Genomic DNA, 17,464 nt, shown 5'->3' with positions numbered 1-17,464 from the left:
TGAGCCCGGGTGTGTCCCAGGGCCATCCTCTGACCATGAGCGCCGACAGCGACGTCCGCGCCCGCACCCACCCGCACCACACCGGCACCATCCGCACCACCGACGCTTCACTGTGCCTACTGAGCGAGAGGCAACCCACCATGCCGCTGCATGTCCCCCTGGCTCCAGCGCCCGCCCTGCGCAGCGTTCTCGCGGCCCTCGGTTCTCCCACCGCCGTACGCGAGGCCCGTACTCCCGCTCTCCGGTCCGTCCAGGGACCGCTGAGCCCCGAACTGCCGCTTCCGGTACACGTACTGGAGCAGATCACTCCCAGCAACGACGTACCGCAGACCCGGCTGGCCGGGTGGCGCTTCCTGATCCGCAGCGGTGAGCGCGCCGTCGCCGCGGCCGACACGATGCTCACCCCCGACGGCTGGGCGTTCTCGCACTTCTTCGAGGGCCCCTATCTCTCCTCCACGGAGCGGGCGCTGCGCCAGGCCGAGACGCTGAAGTCGGCGTACCAGCCGCGGCTGCTCTCCGTGCCGGGGCTCTACATGCTGACGCTCTGGCTGCACCAGGACACGGAGGCGGACCCCTCGGCCGGCGCTCCCGCCCCGGCCGATCTCCTGATCCCGCTGGCTCCCGCGCCGCCCGGCATCGTGGCGCACCGGCCGCACCGGGTCGCGGATCTGCTTCCGACGGTGGGGCTGCGGCTGGTGTCGGGGCTCTCGGCGGCACCGGCGGTCACCGCCACGTCCGCGCCGCTGCTGACCTCCACCGCCTGACCTCCACCGCCCGACCCTCCGCCGGGGTACGCACCGCCGCCCAGCCTCCACCGCCCGCGCCGCCGGTGTTCCCCTGCCGGGAGCGCCCCCGCACGGCTGACTCCCAACCGTCCCTAGCGCCTTACACTGCCCCGTGAGCCTCATCGGTCACGGGGCAGTGTGCTGCCCAACGCACCGGCCCACTCTGACTAGTCCGGACGGGCCACCCCGAACCACCCGAAGGGACAGCCCGGTTGAGCTGAACCATCCGGGTGGGTGACACGTCTCTCAGCAGAGAACGAGCGGTGCCGCGAAACCCCTGCGGAACGGCGGCCGTGGGGCAACACTGGGGTACGGACCAAGAGAAAACGGGGGCGGCCATGAACCCATCGAGCCGCAGGACACTCACCACGACGCAGCGAAAGAAACCCTCCATGTGCCAGCACCAGCCAGCCTGCCCGACAGCCGACTCAGCCGACCGGGAGGCCGCCCGTCTCGCGGCACACCACCCCGAGCAGGGCTGGAGCCTGCTGTGCAACGGGGTCCTGCTCTTCGAGGACACCGGGGAGCTGCTGCCCGACGGCCAGATCATCGCCCCGCACCGGCCCTCCGGGAGCGGGCACGTGGTGACGGCGGCCTGACGCCGTCCCAACGGGCACCCGGCGACGGCGGCTCGACACCTCCGTACGACGTACGCCGTGACACCTCCGTACGAAGGGGGCCGGCCCGGAGAGTTCACTCCGCACCGGCCCCGGCACACGGGCGGCCCCGAGGGGTCGTCCGTCAGTGGTCGTACTCGTCCAGCGGCGGGCAGGAACACACCAGATTGCGGTCGCCGAAGGCGCCGTCGATACGGCGGACCGGCGGCCAGTACTTGTCGGCGGCCGAGACCCCGGCCGGGAAGACCGCCTCCTGACGGCTGTACGCGTGGTCCCACTCACCGCCGAGCGCGGCGGCCGTGTGCGGCGCGTTGCGCAGCGGGTTGTCGTCCGCCGGCCACTCGCCCGACGCGACCTTCTCGATCTCGGTCCGAATCGCGATCATGGTCGCGCAGAACCGGTCGAGTTCGGCGAGGTCCTCGCTCTCCGTGGGCTCGATCATCAGCGTGCCGGCGACCGGGAACGACATCGTCGGCGCGTGGAACCCGTAGTCGACGAGCCGCTTGGCGATGTCGTCGACACTGACACCGGTCGCCTTCGACAGCGGACGCAGATCCACGATGCACTCGTGCGCCACCAGGCCGTGCGGCCCGGTGTAGAGCACCGGGTAGTGCGGCTCCAGGCGCTTGGCGATGTAGTTGGCCGCCAGGACGGCGACCTGGGTGGCGCGCTTGAGGCCCTCGCCGCCCATCAGCCGTACGTACGCCCACGAGATCGGCAGTATCCCCGCCGAGCCCCAGGGGGCCGCCGAGATCGGTCCCACACCCGTCTCGGGACCGGCGGCGGGCTGGAGCGGGTGGTTGGGCAGATATGGCGCCAGGTGGGCGCGCACGCCGACCGGACCGACGCCGGGGCCGCCGCCGCCGTGCGGGATGCAGAAGGTCTTGTGCAGGTTCAGGTGCGACACGTCGGAGCCGAACCGGCCCGGCTTGGCCAGACCCACCAGCGCGTTGAGGTTCGCTCCGTCGACGTACACCTGGCCGCCGGCGTCGTGCACGGCCGCGCAGATGTCGGAGATGTGCTCCTCGAACACGCCGTGCGTGGAGGGGTAGGTGACCATCAGGACGGCCAGTTCGTCGCCGTACCGCTCGATCTTGGCGTGCAGGTCCTCGACGTCGACGTCACCGTCCTCGCGGGTCCTGACCACGACGACCTTCATCCCGGCCATGACCGCGCTGGCGGCGTTCGTGCCGTGCGCGGACGACGGGATGAGGCAGACGGTGCGGCCGGTGTCGCCGTTGGCACGGTGGTACGCCCGTACGGCCAGCAGCCCGGCGAGTTCGCCCTGGGAGCCCGCGTTCGGCTGGAGGGACACCGCGTCGTAACCGGTGACCTCCGCCAGGCGCTCCTCCAGCTCACGGATCAGGGTGAGATAGCCATCCGCCTGGTCGGCCGGGGCGAAGGGGTGCAGCGAGGCGAACTCCGGCCAGGTCACCGCCTCCATCTCGGTGGTGGCGTTGAGCTTCATCGTGCAGGAGCCGAGCGGGATCATGCCCCGGTCCAGCGCGTAGTCCCGGTCGGCGAGCCTGCGCAGGTAGCGCAGCATCGCGGTCTCGGAGCGGTACTGGTGGAAGACGGGGTGCGCGAGGTAGTCGTCGGTGCGCAGCAGGGCATCCGGCAGTGCGTCACGTGACGCACTGTCCAGGACCTCGATGTCGCCCTCGACTCCGAAGGCGGCCCACACGGCGGCCAGCTGGGCGCGGCCGGTGGTCTCGTCGCAGGCGACCGAGACGTGGTCGGCGTCGACGAGGCGCAGGTTGACCCCGCCCTCGCGGGCGGCGGCGACCACCTGGGCGGCGCGGCCGGGGACCCGTACGGTCAGCGTGTCGAAGAAGGCGTCGTGGGTGATCCCGACGCCGCCCGCGCGCAGGCCGTCGGCGAGGACGGTCGCGTAGCGGTGGGTGCGCTCGGCGATGGCCCGCAGCCCGTCGGGGCCGTGGTAGACGGCGTACATCCCGGCCATGACGGCGAGCAGGACCTGCGCGGTGCAGATGTTGCTGGTGGCCTTCTCGCGGCGGATGTGCTGCTCGCGGGTCTGGAGGGCCAGCCGGTACGCCTTGGTGCCGTCGGCGTCCACGGAGACCCCGACGAGCCGTCCGGGCAGGCTGCGGGCGAACTTCTCGCGTACGGCCATGTATCCGGCGTGCGGTCCGCCGAAGCCCATGGGGACGCCGAAGCGCTGGCTGGTGCCGACGGCGATGTCGGCGCCCAGTTCACCGGGCGGGGTGAGCAGGGTGAGGGCGAGCAGGTCGGCGGCGACGGTGACGATCGCGCCGAGTTCGTGGGCCTGCTCGACGACGGGCCTGATGTCGCGTACGGCTCCGGAGGCGCCCGGGTACTGGACGAGGACACCGAAGACACCGCGCTCGGCCACCTCGGCGGGGATGCCGTCGGTCAGGTCGGCGACGACGACCTCGACCCCGGTCGGTTCGGCCCGGGTGCGGATCACGGCGACGGTCTGCGGCAGCGCGTCGGCGTCGACCAGGAAGACGCCGTCCTTGACCTTGCCGACGCGGCGGGCGAGGGCCATGGCCTCGGCGGCGGCGGTGCTCTCGTCGAGCAGGGACGCGCCGGAGGTGGGCAGCCCGGTCAGGTCGGCCACCACGGTCTGGAAGTTGAGCAGCGCCTCCAGGCGGCCCTGGGAGATCTCGGGCTGGTACGGCGTGTAGGCCGTGTACCAGGCGGGGTTCTCCATGACGTTGCGCAGGATGACCGGCGGGGTGAACGTGCCGTAGTAGCCGAGCCCGATCATCGGGGCAAGGACCTCGTTGCGGTCGGCGAGGGCCCGCAGCTCGGCCAGTACCTCGGCCTCGGTGCGGGCGGCCGGCAGCGCGAGGGCCTCGGCGCTCCGGATGACGTCGGGTACGGCGGCGGCGGTCAGCTCGTCCAGCGAGCCGTAGCCGACCTGCGCGAGCATCTTGGCCTGCGCGGCGGCGTTGGGGCCGACATGGCGCTGCTCGAAGGGGGTGCCGCGCTCGAGCTGCGAGAGCGGGGTGCGGTGGGCTGTCATACGGGCGGCCTCCTGGTCGGTCGCGACCTGCGAGGGGCACCGTTGTACGGGTGCCCGGACGGCCTCCCCCTCTGTCATTCAACCTGAGAGTTTCACCGGTCCGCCCAGGGAACGGGCCGGCTTTCACCGTCGGTGAGAGCGGGTGCCGTCGGACACTGCTCTGCTTTCCAGAGTGACCTCGTCCATGCGGTACGGGGGCCTGAGAGTTTCCGGGGAGGATTTGCTCCTTCGGCGCCTCCGGCAGTCTCACCGGACGGCTCTCCCGCACGGGGTCGACAGCCACCGGCCAGCCTACCAGCGAGCTTTCCGCGCCGGCTCCGAGTGGCCGATACCCGCGAAGTGCCCTTTCGTAGGGTGCGGGAGCGTGTGCGACCAGTTGGAGGGACCGTGCAGACCGACATCGACCCGCGCAGCCTGATCGGCCGCAAGGCGTACGACCGCGACGGGCACAGGATCGGTACCGTCGACGAGGTGTATCTGGACGACGCGACGGGTGTGCCGGAGTGGGCGGCGGTACGGACCGGGCTGTTCAGCAGGGACGCGTTCGTCCCCCTGGCCCCGAGCACGTTCCGCGACGGGTCTCTGCACGTCCCGTACGAGCGCCGCCTCGTCAAGGGCGCCCCCGACTTCGGTGTCGGCCGGCATCTCTCCCCGGACCAGGAGATCCAGCTCTACCGGCACTACCGGCTGGACCTGCCGGGGCCCCCGGCCCCGGAACGCCCCTCCCGCCCGCCGGACCGCGACTTCGGCCGGATCGCGGGCCGGGACGACCCACGCGACCCGGCCCGCTAGGCCCCCTCCCGGCCCGCCGGATCCCCGGCGCCCCCGCCCGCCCGGGGCGGCTCCGGCGGCACCGCCACCAGCGGCAGCGGCTCGGACAGCGCCAGCTCGGGATCGTCCGTACGGAAGGTCCGCACCCGCCCGGGTACGAGCGACGTGGGCTCCTCGAACCGTACGGTCACCCGCCCCACGCCACTGCCCTGCACCCACCCCGCCCCGTACTCGGCGTGGCGCACGTCGTGCCCCGCCGGCCAGCGCCGCCCGGCCGGCGGCTCCGCCCCGGACTCCGGCGGCGCCGGCTCCCCGTCGGGGGGCGCGGTCCCGGGGCCGGCCTCCCGGGCGAGGGCCACGGCGTCCGCGTCGGCCGCCGCCTGTGCGAACAGGTCCTCCTGCGTGTAGTCGGTCAGCCCCGTCACCCCCACCCCCAGCAGCCGCACCCCGCCCATGGTGTCCAGGGTCTCCAGCAGCCTCCGCGCGGCCTCGCGCACCACGACCGGGTCGTCCGTGGGGCCCCGGAGCGTGTCGGAGCGGGTGAGCGTCGAGAAGTCGTACCGCCGCACCTTCAGGACGATGGTCCGCCCGGAGTGCCCGGACGCGCGGAGCCGCCGTACACACCGCTCGGCCAGCCGGTCCACCTCCGTCCCGATCCGCACCCGGTCGTGCAGATCGACGTCGAAGGTGTCCTCGACGGACACGGACTTGGTCTCGCGCTCGGCGACCACCGGCCGGTCGTCACCCCCGGCCGCCATCCGGTACAGGGACGAGCCGTGCGCCTTCCCGACCAGCCGTACGAGCTCGTCCTCCCCGGCCGCCGTGAGATCCGCGATCGTGGTCAGCCCGGCGCGGCGCAGATGCTCACCGGTGGCGGGCCCCACCCCGGGCAGCGTCCGCACGCCCATCGGCGCCAGCAGCTCCCGCTCGGTGCCCGGTTCCATGAGCACGAGCCCGTCCGGTTTGGCCTGCTCGGAGGCGATCTTCGCCAGCATCTTGGACCCGGCGAGCCCCACCGAGCCCGTCAGCCCGGTCACCGCCCTGATGTCCGTCCGCAGCCGCTCGCCGGCCGCCCGCGCGGACGCGGAGTCGGATGCCACACCGCCCGCCGCCAGATCCACGAACGCCTCGTCCAGACTGAGCGGCTCCACCAGCGGCGACAGCCGGCGCAGCAGCTCCATGACCTGCTCGCTGACCGTGCGGTAGAGGGTGAAGCGGGGCACCAGATAGGCCGCGTTCGGCGCGAGGCGCCGCGCCTGCGCCATGGGCATGGCCGAGTGGATCCCGTACCGCCGCGCCTCGTACGACGCCGTCGAGACGACCCCGCGCGGTCCGAGCCCGCCGACGACCACGGGCTTTCCGCGCAGGCTCGGCTTCGCCGCCTGCTCGGCCGCGGCGAAGAAGGCATCCATGTCCAGATGCAGGATGGTCGGTGCGGGTCTCACCCCACCGATGCTCCCCCACGGCACTGACAACGGCACCGGACCGGGGTCCGGCGGCCGGACCGCGCCGGGCTCAGACGGCCCGGTCGCGGCGCCGGCGGGCCAGTTCGTCGGCGGGGTTGTGGCGGATCAGGGTCTCGCCGGTGTCGACGCGCTCGCCGTGCAGCTGGGAGAGCGCCGCCTCGACGTCCCGCCACACCACCCCGACGGCGATCCCGAAGATGCCCTGGCCGCCCTGGAGGAGATCCACGACCTCGTCCGGCGACGAGCACTCGTACACCGTCGCGCCGTCACTCATCAGCGTCATGCGCTCCAGGTCCCGCGCCCCGCGCCCGCGCAGATGCCCGACGGCCGCCCGGATGTTCTGGAGGGCGACACCGGTGTCCAGGAAGCGCTTGACGATCTTGAGGAAGACGACGTCGCGGAAGCTGTAGAGCCGCTGACTGCCGTACCCCTTCGCGGGCCGCACGCTCGGCTCCACGAGGCCGGTGCGCGCCCAGTAGTCCAACTGGCGGTAGGTGATGCCCGCCGCCGCGCACGCGGTGGGCCCCCGGTAGCCGACGAGGTCGGTCGTGGGGTCGGACGTACTGCCGTGAAGCGGGTACGGGCCGTTAGCCGTACCGTCGCCGCTGCTGCTCACACCGACCTCCGTCCTTGACCTGCCCCGTCGACGGTAGGCAGTCCCTCCGGGTGCGTCAACGATCGCCACGCTGGGCACGGCGAGTGATAATCACCCTGAGGGTGGTTTCGCGTGTCCCACGACGGGGAATGGCTGGCCGGATGCGCGGACGGAGCCCGGTACGACGGTCTCCGTCCGCGCGGCACTCACTGGCTGTTGGTCCCGAAATCCTCCGGCGAGATCTGGTCGAGGAACTCGCGGAACTTCTCCACCTCGTCCTCCTGCTCGTCGGGGATCGCGATGCCCGCGTCGTCCAGCACCCCGTCACTGCCGTAGATCGGCGTGCCGGTGCGCAGCGCCAGCGCTATGGCGTCGGACGGCCTGGCACTCACCTCGACACCGCTCGCGAAGACCAGCTCCGCGTAGAAAACTCCTTCGCGCAGGTCGGTGATCCGTACCTGCGTCAGTTCCTGCCCCAGGGCCTCAAGAACGTCCTTGAAGAGGTCATGGGTCAGTGGTCGGGCCGGTGCCATGCCCTGCTGGGCGAAGGCGATGGCGGTAGCTTCCCCGGGCCCGATCCAGATGGGAAGGTACCGGTCGCCTCCCACTTCACGCAGGAGCACGATCGGCTGGTTGGAGGGCATTTCCACCCGGACACCCACGACGTCGAGCTCGTTCACACACCAACCCTAGGACGTGCCCGGTCGGTTTGGGTAGTCGGACTCCCCCAAGATCAGGTCAGCCGGACGCCCAGAGCCGTCTGAAGGAGTGCCGCGTGCAGCCGTACCGAGAGGGCGGCCAGCTCCTTCGTGGCGGCCTCGGCACGTGCTCTGGTCTGCGGATTGCGGTGCAGCCGCAGGGGCGCCACGACCTGGTCGAGCAGTCCGGCCTCCCGGTCGGCGGCGGCTTTCACGGATCGCAGATGCCGGGGTTCCAGACCGAATCTTCCGAGCTCCGCCACCAGTTTGGCCACGTTCACGGTCTCGGAGTCGTAGCCGCCTTCCGCCATCGGGGCGATGAGACCGTACGCCTCCCACGCGTCGAGGTCGCTCTCGGCCGCCTCGGTGGCCGCCAGCAGCTCCGTACGGCCGATCCTCGGGGCGGTGGGCCGCTCGGGCTCCGCGTCCCACCCGGAGCCCAGGAGCTCCCGCTGGGGGCCCTGGGAGACCTGCGCGGGCAACGGGGGCCGCTCACCCCGCGCGACGGCGTCGAGATGCTCCCTGATGACCTTGAGGGGCAGGTAGTGGTCCCGCTGCATGCGCAGGACCCGCGCGAGACGCTCGACGTCCGCGGGGCTGAACTTCCGGTACCCCGACGGGGTCCGCCGGGGCTCGACCAGGCCCTCGGCCTCCAGGAACCGGATCTTGGAGATGGTGACCTCGGGGAACTCGCCCCGAAGCTGGTTCAGCACCATGCCGATACTGACCAGACGGTCCCCCGTGGGGGCGGTGCCGTGACCGGCACCGCCCGTCGGTGGTCGCAGCATGGACCTTCCCTGAAGGGTCACACGCCCCGCTGGCTCGCGTAGAAGACCAGCCGGTATTTGCCGATCTGGACCTCGTCACCGTTCGACACCGCGACGGCGTCGATCCGCTCCCGGTTGACGTACGTGCCGTTGAGACTGCCGACGTCGGAGACCGTGAAGTGACCCTCCGGGCTCCTGCGGAACTCGACGTGCCGCCGCGACACGGTGACGTCGTCGAGGAAGATGTCGCTCTGCGGGTGGCGTCCGGCCGTCGTCAGGTCGCCGTCCAGCAGGAAGCGGCTGCCCGAGTTGGGGCCGCGCCGGACGACCAGCAGGGCCGAGCCGCGCGGCAGCGCGTCCACCGCGGCCTGCGCCTCCGGTGACAGGGAGGGCACGGCCGTCTGGCCGGTCACCTCCGAGTCGTACGCCTCCAGACCCGAGATCGAGATGGTCGAGGTCGTCTCCGAAGGACGCTCCGCGGGAGTCCCCGCCCGCAGCGGCGCGCCACAGTTGGAGCAGAACCGACTGTCCTGGGTGTTGCGGTGCCCGCACCTCGTACAAACCGGCAAGGCCGCCATGGACGGACCCTCCTGACCGGGGGGAAACCCTCCACCCGTACGTGAGGTCGATGGTCCACCGAAACCTATGCCGCCGGAGTTCGCGGGGTCAACAGGCGACGCGCCGTGACCGGCCGTGCCGTCCTCGCCCACCTCGTCACGGAAGAGCGGGCGCTCGCCGCCCTGCTCCGCCTCCTGGCCGTGGCGCGGGGCGCGGTGCCTGGCATTGCCGCCGTCCTCGCGCGCGCTCCTGCCGAACAACTTTCCAAACAACTTCACGGGCGATTCCCCTTGACCTGAACAGACCCGCCCGTGGGGCAGGACGAACCCTGAATGAACACACCTGCCGACTCGGACATCTTCACAACGTCCGTATCCGTCAGACAGTTTCCACCACGCACCGCACGGATTGTGCGCCGACCCCCCGGAACCTTCTGCCCTGGTCCCGGGCGCCCCATGCGCCCCCGCCCCACTACGAAGACGACCGAGCGTAGTCAGGCCGATGCGCCGGTCGCAAGGCATCGACGACGATCTTCTCAGCGGCCACCACCGTGGCCGTGGCCTGCTCCTTCTCCAGCGTCTGCACCACACCCCCGGGGATGTTGAGCGCGGGCTCCAGATCCTGCGGTTTGCCGATCACCTTGAAACGGTACGGCGCGCTGATCCGTTTCCCGTCCACCTCGATCTCCCCGTCGCTGCCGGAGAAGTACGTGGCGGCGACCACCCGTACCCCGTTCACCTGGATCGCCTCCGCGCCCGCCGCCCGCAGCTCCTGGATCGCGTCGAGCAGCATGTCCGAGTCGACGGTGGCGCCGTCGTCCTGGACGGTCAGTGTGATACCGGGTCCCTCGGCGGCGACCGTGCCGGCCAGGATGCCGAGCTGCTGCTCCCGCTCCCGGGTCTGCCTGCGCGCCTCCTCGGCCTGGTCGGAGCTGGTCTCCAGCTCCGTCTGCTGGTCGTCCAGCCGCTGCTTCTCGTCCTCCAGCCGCTCGGTGCGGCCGTCGAGCTCGTCCAGGATCCGTACGAGGTCCTCCTGACGGGCACCGCGCAGGGCGCTGTCGTCGTTGGTCGACCGGACCTGGATCGCCAGCCCCAGCCCCAGCACGAACAGCAGCAGGGCGACAACGAGTTGGGCCCGGGTCACCCGAGGCGGCCAGAGACCGGCGACGAGCCGCTGACGGCCCGTCATCTGCGGAGGGCCGGAGGGCTGCCCGCTCGCGGGCGGCGGAGGCGTGTGCGGGGCCTGAGGGGGCAGCGGGTGCCGCCGGGGCCGGGGACTCTCGTCGTGGTTCATCGGCCTCACGCCCGGAAGACATGCCGGCGGATCGCGGCGGCGTTGGAGAAGATACGGATACCGAACACGACGACCACACCGGTGGACAGCTGCGCGCCGACCCCGAGCTTGTCGCCGAGGAACACGATGAGCGCGGCCACCACCACGTTCGACAGGAACGACACCACGAACACCTTGTCGACGAAGATCCCGTCGAGCATGGCCCGCAGTCCCCCGAAGACCGCGTCGAGAGCGGCGACGACGGCGATCGGCAGATAGGGCTCGACCACCGCCGGCACTTCGGGCCGAACCAACAGTCCGACCACGACTCCCACGACGAGGCCAAGTACCGCGATCACGATGTGCCCTTCCCTGTGTCTGCCGAAGCCGCTGGATCGCCCTTCCCCGGGGCGGCGGCCTTCGGCTCCGCTGTACGTACGATCAGGCTCGGCGCGGCAGGAAGACGCACCGAGTCCTGGTCGGAGATGCTGGTGCGGACACCGAAGTTGTCCCGCAGCGACCGGAGATACCGGCCGTCGGCGCTGTCCTGGAACGCGGTGCTCAGACCGTCCCCGTCCCCCACGGCCAGTACCGTGTACGGCGGCACCAGCGGCTTGTTGTCGACCAGTATGGCCTCACCGGCGGCCCTGATCGCCGAAAGGGCCGTCAGGCGCTGGCCGTTGATGGAGATCGCCTCGGCCCCGGACTCCCACAGACCGTTCACGATCTGCTGCATGTCCCGGTCCCTGACCCGCCCCGTGTCCGAGAAGTTGGTGCTCTCACGCGGCCCGCCCGCGCTCTCGTCGGCGGACCTGGCGTCGTCGACGACGAGCTTCACGCCCGGCCCCTCGACCTCCGTGGAGCCCGCCAGCAGACCCACCAGTTCGCCCTGGTCCCCGCCGTGGTCACGCAGCGCCTCACGCTGCCGGGCGCCCACCTCGTCACGGAGCTTGTCCACGGTGCGTTCGAGGGCGTCGGCGGACGACGTCTCGGCGTCGATCCGGTCGATCAGCTCCTCGCGCTCCTTGGCGACGACCGGCGCGTCGATCCGCGCCTCGGCCGCGCCCACGGTGACGACCAGCGCGGCCAGCACGAGCCCCGCCGCGAGTCCGAGCTTCGCCCGCAGCGTACGGGGCAGCCCGCCGTCCTCGGCCTCCCTGCGGGCCGCCGCCTCCGCGTAACCGGCGTCCAGACTGTGGTCCATCACGTTGTTCAGCAGCGACATGGACGCGTCGGGACGCCGGGGTGGCGAAGGGGTACTCGGTGTACTCCGAACGGGGGGGTGCTGCGGCATGCCGCACATCGTCGCACGGCACGGGCGCTACCGCCGAATGGCCCCACCGGTGTGCCGGAGGGCGTCGGCCACCCGCCTCCGGCACACCGTGATCAGGTCACTGACCTGCGCTGTCCACCACCGCGGCCCATTCGTCGAGCAGTGCCTGGGCGGAGGCGTCGTCGGGCCCCTCGGCCCACAGATGGGTGACGGCCTCGGCGGGCGCCGGCAGCACCATCACCCACCGTCCGTCGGCCTCCACGACACGGACGCCGTCGGTGGTGTCGACATCCCGGTCACCGGCCGCCTCCACGACCCGGCGCATGACCAGACCCTTGACGGCCCAGGGCGTCGCCAGATCCCTGCGCAGCACATGGGCACGGGGTATGCGGGCGTCGATCTGGCTGAGGGTGAGCTGGGTCCGGGCGACCAGCCCCAGCAGCCGTACGAAGGCAGCCGTACCGTCCAGGAGACTGCTGAACTCCGGCACGATGAACGCGCCGCGGCCGTCACCGCCGAAGATCGTGGTGTCCTCGCGGCCGACCCGGGTCAGATCGTCCGGAGAGGTGGTCGTCCACTCCACCTGGGTGCCGTGGTACGCGGCGACCTGCTCGGCGATCCTGGTGGTCGTCACGGGCAGCGCCACCCGCCCGCTGCGGCGCTCGGCGGCCACCAGGTCGAGGAGCACCAGCAGGGCACGGTCGTCCTCGATGATCCGTCCGCGCTCGTCCACGAGCGACAGCCGCTCACCGACGGGGTCGAACCGGACCCCGAAGGACGCCCGAGCCGAGGCCACGATCTCGCCCAGCCTGACCAGCCCCGACCTGCGGGACTCGACGGTCTCGGTGGGCCGTGCCTCGTCGAGGCCGGGGTTGATGGTGAGCGCGTCGACCCCGAGCCGCCCGAGCAGGCTGGGCAGGACGAGCCCGGCGCTGCCGTTGGAGGCGTCGACGACGACCTTGAGCCCGGCCTCGGCGATGCCGGTCGTGTCGACGTTCCTGAGCAGTGAGCCGGTGTACGAGTCGAAGACGGTGGCCGGGAAGTACAGGTCCCCGATCTCGCCCGGGAACGCCCTGCGGTACTCCTGCCTCGCGTACACCCGGTCCAGCTTGCGCTGTCCGGCCTGTGAGAGGTCGGCGCCCCGTTCGTCGAAGAACATGATGTCGACGGAGTCGGGCACACCGGGTGTCGTCCGGATCATGATGCCGCCGGCACTGCCCCGTCCTGTCTGCTGCCGGGCGACGGGCAGCGGCACGTTCTCCAGGTCCCGTACGTCGATGGCACTGGCCTGGAGGGCGGAGATCACGGCCCGTTTGAGAGCGCGCGCACCACGCGAGTGGTCACGCGCCGTGGTGACCGTGGAGCCCTTCTTGAGGGTGGTGGCGTACGCGCCGGCCAGCCGCACGGCCAGTTCGGGCGTGATCTCGACGTTGATGATGCCGGAGACACCACGGGCGCCGAAGAGATGCGCCTGGCCTCTGGACTCCCAGATCACCGAGGTGTTGACGAAGGCACCGGCCTCGATGGTCTTGAACGGGTACACCCGGACGTTGCCCTGGATGATCGATTCCTCACCGACCAGGCACTCGTCACCGATGACCGCGCCGTCCTCGATCCGGGAGGCCCGCATGATGTCCGTGTTCTTGCCGATCACACAGCCGCGCAGATTGCTGTGGTCGCCGATGTACACGTTGTCGTGCACGACGGCCCGGTGGAGAAAGGCCCCGGTCTTGACGACCACGTTGGACCCGATGACGGTGTGTTCACGGATCTCGGCGCCCGCCTCGACCTTCGCGTAGTCACCGATGTAGAGCGGGCCGCGCAGAACGGCGTCGGGGTGGACCTCGGCGCCCTCCGCGACCCACACACCGGGCGAGATCTCGAAGCCGTCGAGATCGACGTCGACCTTGCCCTCCAGGACGTCCGCCTGGGCCTTCACATAGCTCTCGTGCGTACCGACGTCCTCCCAGTAGCCCTCGGCGATGTAGCCGTAGATGGGCTTGCCCTCTTTCATGAGCTGGGGGAAGACGTCGCCGGACCAGTCGACGGAGGTGTCGGCCTCGACGTAGTCGAACACCTCGGGCTCCATCACATAGATGCCCGTGTTGACGGTGTCCGAGAACACCTGGCCCCAGGTGGGCTTCTCCAGGAAGCGTTCGACCTTGCCGGCCTCGTCCACGATGGTGATACCGAATTCCAGCGGATTCGGCACCCGGGTCAGACACACCGTGACCAGTGCGCCCTTCTCCTTGTGGAAGGCGATGAGATCCGTCAGATCGAAATCGGTGAGCGCGTCACCGGAAATGACGAGAAAAGCGTCGTCCTTGAGCGCCTCTTCGGCGTTCTTGACACTCCCCGCAGTGCCGAGCGGCTTCTCCTCATTGGCATAGGTGAGCTCCATTCCGAGCTCCTCGCCGTCCCCGAAGTAATTCTTCACGAGTGAGGCGAGGAACTGGACGGTGACGACGGTCTCATTGAGCCCGTGCCGCTTGAGCAAACGCAGCACGTGTTCCATGATCGGCCGATTCGCCACCGGCAGCAACGGCTTGGGCATGCTTGAGGTCATAGGGCGAAGGCGTGTGCCTTCGCCGCCAGCCATCACGACGGCCTTCATGTCGGAAGCGTCCTCCTTGAGAGACGGTCTCGCCGACGTGTACCCATCCGGACAGGCCCTATGGCAGGCATCTGGTGTGGGCCGGCGACTCTGCGCGGCACCACATCGACGAGCTCAATCGGTCACTCTGTCCGCTCTGACGAGCCGGCGGACCTGGACCACGTAGAGGATCCCTGCCCACCAGTACAGAGTTGTACCCCATCCGGCGAACGCCCATCCGAAAACTTCGGCGAGTGATGCGAGCCATCCGTTCCCGTCGCTGAGAAGCAGCAGCGGGAAGGCGTACATCAAGTTGAAGGTAGCCGCCTTTCCCAGGAAGTTCACCTGGGGAGGTGGATAACCGTGCCTGCGAAGGATTCCCACCATCACCAGGAGCATCAGCTCACGGGCCAGGAGCGCCAGAGTGAGCCACAACGGCAGGATCTCACGCCAGGTGAGTCCGAGCAGGGTGGAAAGGATGTAGAGCCGGTCGGCGGCGGGGTCGAGGAGACGGCCGAGGCCGCTGATCTGGTTCCAGCGGCGGGCGAGATAGCCGTCGAGATAGTCGGTGACCCCGCTGAGCATCAGGACGAGCAGTGCCCAGCCGTCACTGTTCGGGCCGCCGAACTCGGGACGGAGGATGAGCCACAGGAACAGCGGCACACCCAGGAGCCGGCCCATGCTCAGGATGTTGGGGATGGTGAACACCCGATCCGTCTGGACGCGGGTCTCCTGAACCTCCACCCGGGGGCCTCCTGTGCGGGATGTACCGATGATGCCCCCTGACCCTACCCGGACGGCCGGTCGGCGGACGCCGTGGGTTCGGGTGGGAGAAGGGCCTTGATCGTCTGTCGTCTGTCGTCGGGAAACGCGCCCGAACGCAGAAATGCCCCGCACCAGAAGGTGCGGGGCATTTCCCAATGATTGTTCGGCGGCGTCCTACTCTCCCACAGGGTCCCCCCTGCAGTACCATCGGCGCTGAAAGGCTTAGCTTCCGGGTTCGGAATGTAACCGGGCGTTTCCCTAACGCAATGACCACCGAAACACTATGAAACTGTTGAACAACCGGGCGAAAACACAGTCATTCGTTGTCTCAGAACTAACACAGTGGACGCGAGCAACTGAGGACAAGCCCTCGGCCTATTAGTACCGGTCAACTCCACACCTCACAGTGCTTCCATATCCGGCCTATCAACCCAGTCGTCTACTGGGAGCCTTACCCCATCAAGTGGGTGGGAGTCCTCATCTCGAAGCAGGCTTCCCGCTTAGATGCTTTCAGCGGTTATCCCTCCCGAACGTAGCCAACCAGCCATGCCCTTGGCAGGACAACTGGCACACCAGAGGTTCGTCCGTCCCGGTCCTCTCGTACTAGGGACAGCCCTTCTCAAGACTCCTGCGCGCGCAGCGGATAGGGACCGAACTGTCTCACGACGTTCTAAACCCAGCTCGCGTACCGCTTTAATGGGCGAACAGCCCAACCCTTGGGACCGACTCCAGCCCCAGGATGCGACGAGCCGACATCGAGGTGCCAAACCATCCCGTCGATATGGACTCTTGGGGAAGATCAGCCTGTTATCCCCGGGGTACCTTTTATCCGTTGAGCGACGGCGCTTCCACAAGCCACCGCCGGATCACTAGTCCCGACTTTCGTCCCTGCTCGACCCGTCGGTCTCACAGTCAAGCTCCCTTGTGCACTTACACTCAACACCTGATTACCAACCAGGCTGAGGGAACCTTTGGGCGCCTCCGTTACTCTTTAGGAGGCAACCGCCCCAGTTAAACTACCCATCAGACACTGTCCCTGATCCGGATCACGGACCCAGGTTAGACATCCAGCACGACCAGAGTGGTATTTCAACGACGACTCCACAACCACTGGCGTGGCCACTTCACAGTCTCCCACCTATCCTACACAAGCCGAACCGAACACCAATATCAAACTGTAGTAAAGGTCCCGGGGTCTTTCCGTCCTGCTGCGCGAAACGAGCATCTTTACTCGTAGTGCAATTTCACCGGGCCTATGGTTGAGACAGTCGAGAAGTCGTTACGCCATTCGTGCAGGTCGGAACTTACCCGACAAGGAATTTCGCTACCTTAGGATGGTTATAGTTACCACCGCCGTTTACTGGCGCTTAAGTTCTCAGCTTCGCCACACCGAAATGTGACTAACCGGTCCCCTTAACGTTCCAGCACCGGGCAGGCGTCAGTCCGTATACATCGCCTTACGGCTTCGCACGGACCTGTGTTTTTAGTAAACAGTCGCTTCTCGCTGGTCTCTGCGGCCACCCCCAGCTCACACTGCAAGAGTGATCACCAGAAATGGCCCCCCTTCTCCCGAAGTTACGGGGGCATTTTGCCGAGTTCCTTAACCATAGTTCACCCGAACGCCTCGGTATTCTCTACCTGACCACCTGAGTCGGTTTAGGGTACGGGCCGCCATGAAACTCGCTAGAGGCTTTTCTCGACAGCATAGGATCATCCACTTCACCACAATCGGCTCGGCATCAGGTCTCACCCTCAATAAGAGACGGATTTGCCTATCTCTCGGGCTACACCCTTACCCCGGGACAACCACCGCCCGGGCTGGACTACCTTCCTGCGTCACCCCATCGCTTACCTACTACCACCTTGGTCCGACGGCTCCACCACTCCCCTTTGCCCGAAGGCTCCAGGACGGCTTCACGGTCTCAGCATCAGAGGATTCAGTACTGGGCGTTTCAAAGCGGGTACCGGAATATCAACCGGTTGTCCATCGACTACGCCTGTCGGCCTCGCCTTAGGTCCCGACTTACCCTGGGCAGATCAGCTTGACCCAGGAACCCTTAGTCAATCGGCGCACACGTTTCCCACGTGTGTATCGCTACTCATGCCTGCATTCTCACTCGTGAACCGTCCACCACTGCCTTCCGGCGCGGCTTCACCCGGCACACGACGCTCCCCTACCCATCCGCACGCCCGTTGGGGCTACATGTACGAATGACACGACTTCGGCGGTACGCTTGAGCCCCGCTACATTGTCGGCGCGGAATCACTTGACCAGTGAGCTATTACGCACTCTT

The 17,464-nt window shown here is 68.9% G+C and carries 14 protein-coding genes, 2 rRNA genes and 1 riboswitch (1 of these 17 cut by a window edge); of the genes, 3 read left to right on the top strand and 13 right to left on the bottom strand.

Features of this window, described 5'->3' with window-relative positions; all coding sequences use genetic code 11:
• The first annotated feature begins 140 nt into the window (after nt 1-140).
• Entirely contained in the window at nt 141-764 is a 624-nt protein-coding gene (locus tag OG875_RS27280) for a hypothetical protein (protein WP_330177923.1), read from the top strand.
• Between the two features lie 413 nt (nt 765-1,177).
• Nucleotides 1,178-1,384, top strand: coding sequence for a DUF5999 family protein (locus OG875_RS27275; protein ID WP_330176871.1), 207 nt, complete (start codon nt 1,178-1,180; stop codon nt 1,382-1,384).
• Nucleotides 1,385-1,526: 142 nt separating this feature from the next.
• Here OG875_RS27275 and gcvP read toward each other — a convergent pair whose 3' ends face one another.
• Nucleotides 1,527-4,412 carry an aminomethyl-transferring glycine dehydrogenase gene (gene gcvP / locus OG875_RS27270; RefSeq protein WP_330176870.1) on the bottom strand — a complete coding sequence of 962 codons (2,886 nt, stop codon included), beginning with the start codon at nt 4,410-4,412 and terminating at the stop codon, nt 1,527-1,529.
• Between the two features lie 177 nt (nt 4,413-4,589).
• Nucleotides 4,590-4,687, bottom strand: a riboswitch (glycine riboswitch).
• Between the two features lie 112 nt (nt 4,688-4,799).
• Here gcvP and OG875_RS27265 point away from each other — a divergent pair.
• Nucleotides 4,800-5,204 carry a PRC-barrel domain-containing protein gene (locus tag OG875_RS27265; protein ID WP_330176869.1) on the top strand — a complete coding sequence of 135 codons (405 nt, stop codon included), beginning with the start codon at nt 4,800-4,802 and terminating at the stop codon, nt 5,202-5,204.
• On the opposite strand, the gene OG875_RS27260 is transcribed toward OG875_RS27265, so the two are convergent.
• The 12 genes from OG875_RS27260 to OG875_RS27205 form a co-directional block, all read right to left on the bottom strand.
• Entirely contained in the window at nt 5,201-6,628 is a 1,428-nt protein-coding gene (locus OG875_RS27260) for a DNA polymerase IV (RefSeq protein WP_330176868.1), read from the bottom strand. The genes OG875_RS27265 and OG875_RS27260 overlap by 4 nt on opposite strands.
• 70 nt (nt 6,629-6,698) lie before the next feature.
• Nucleotides 6,699-7,265: a MerR family transcriptional regulator gene (locus OG875_RS27255; protein WP_330176867.1), complete on the bottom strand. Its 567-nt coding sequence runs from the start codon at nt 7,263-7,265 to the stop codon at nt 6,699-6,701.
• 185 nt (nt 7,266-7,450) lie between these two features.
• Nucleotides 7,451-7,924: a bifunctional nuclease family protein gene (locus tag OG875_RS27250; protein ID WP_330176866.1), complete on the bottom strand. Its 474-nt coding sequence runs from the start codon at nt 7,922-7,924 to the stop codon at nt 7,451-7,453.
• Between the two features lie 53 nt (nt 7,925-7,977).
• The gene (ftsR, locus tag OG875_RS27245) at nt 7,978-8,730 is read right to left on the bottom strand and encodes a transcriptional regulator FtsR (protein WP_330176865.1); all 753 of its coding nucleotides are present in this window, start codon (nt 8,728-8,730) and stop codon (nt 7,978-7,980) included.
• 17 nt (nt 8,731-8,747) lie between these two features.
• Nucleotides 8,748-9,653, bottom strand: a complete 906-nt coding sequence (locus OG875_RS27240; protein ID WP_330177922.1) for an FHA domain-containing protein — start codon at nt 9,651-9,653, stop codon at nt 8,748-8,750.
• A gap of 85 nt (nt 9,654-9,738) precedes the next feature.
• Nucleotides 9,739-10,560 carry a DUF881 domain-containing protein gene (locus OG875_RS27235; protein ID WP_330176864.1) on the bottom strand — a complete coding sequence of 274 codons (822 nt, stop codon included), beginning with the start codon at nt 10,558-10,560 and terminating at the stop codon, nt 9,739-9,741.
• 5 nt (nt 10,561-10,565) lie between these two features.
• On the bottom strand, nt 10,566-10,898 hold the full coding sequence (locus tag OG875_RS27230; RefSeq protein WP_023543062.1) for a small basic family protein: 333 nt from the start codon (nt 10,896-10,898) through the stop codon (nt 10,566-10,568).
• A complete protein-coding gene (locus OG875_RS27225; RefSeq protein ID WP_330176863.1) occupies nt 10,895-11,842 on the bottom strand; it encodes a DUF881 domain-containing protein in 948 nt (315 codons plus the stop codon). The genes OG875_RS27230 and OG875_RS27225 overlap by 4 nt, the downstream gene beginning before the upstream one ends.
• A gap of 88 nt (nt 11,843-11,930) precedes the next feature.
• Nucleotides 11,931-14,426, bottom strand: a complete 2,496-nt coding sequence (locus OG875_RS27220) for a mannose-1-phosphate guanyltransferase (protein ID WP_330176862.1) — start codon at nt 14,424-14,426, stop codon at nt 11,931-11,933.
• 114 nt (nt 14,427-14,540) lie between these two features.
• Complete coding sequence (locus OG875_RS27215; protein WP_330176861.1) at nt 14,541-15,149, bottom strand: CDP-alcohol phosphatidyltransferase family protein; 609 nt, start codon at nt 15,147-15,149, stop codon at nt 14,541-14,543.
• Nucleotides 15,150-15,331: 182 nt separating this feature from the next.
• Nucleotides 15,332-15,448: ribosomal RNA gene (rrf, locus tag OG875_RS27210) — 5S ribosomal RNA — on the bottom strand.
• A gap of 80 nt (nt 15,449-15,528) precedes the next feature.
• Nucleotides 15,529-17,464, bottom strand: a 23S ribosomal RNA gene (locus tag OG875_RS27205); it runs 1,188 nt beyond the window's last position.

Origin of the sequence: Streptomyces sp. NBC_01498, assembly GCF_036327775.1 — a bacterium.
Taxonomy (GTDB): domain Bacteria; phylum Actinomycetota; class Actinomycetes; order Streptomycetales; family Streptomycetaceae; genus Streptomyces.
Note: the sequence above shows the minus strand (reverse complement) of the source record. Positions and strands in the feature narration are given on the sequence as shown.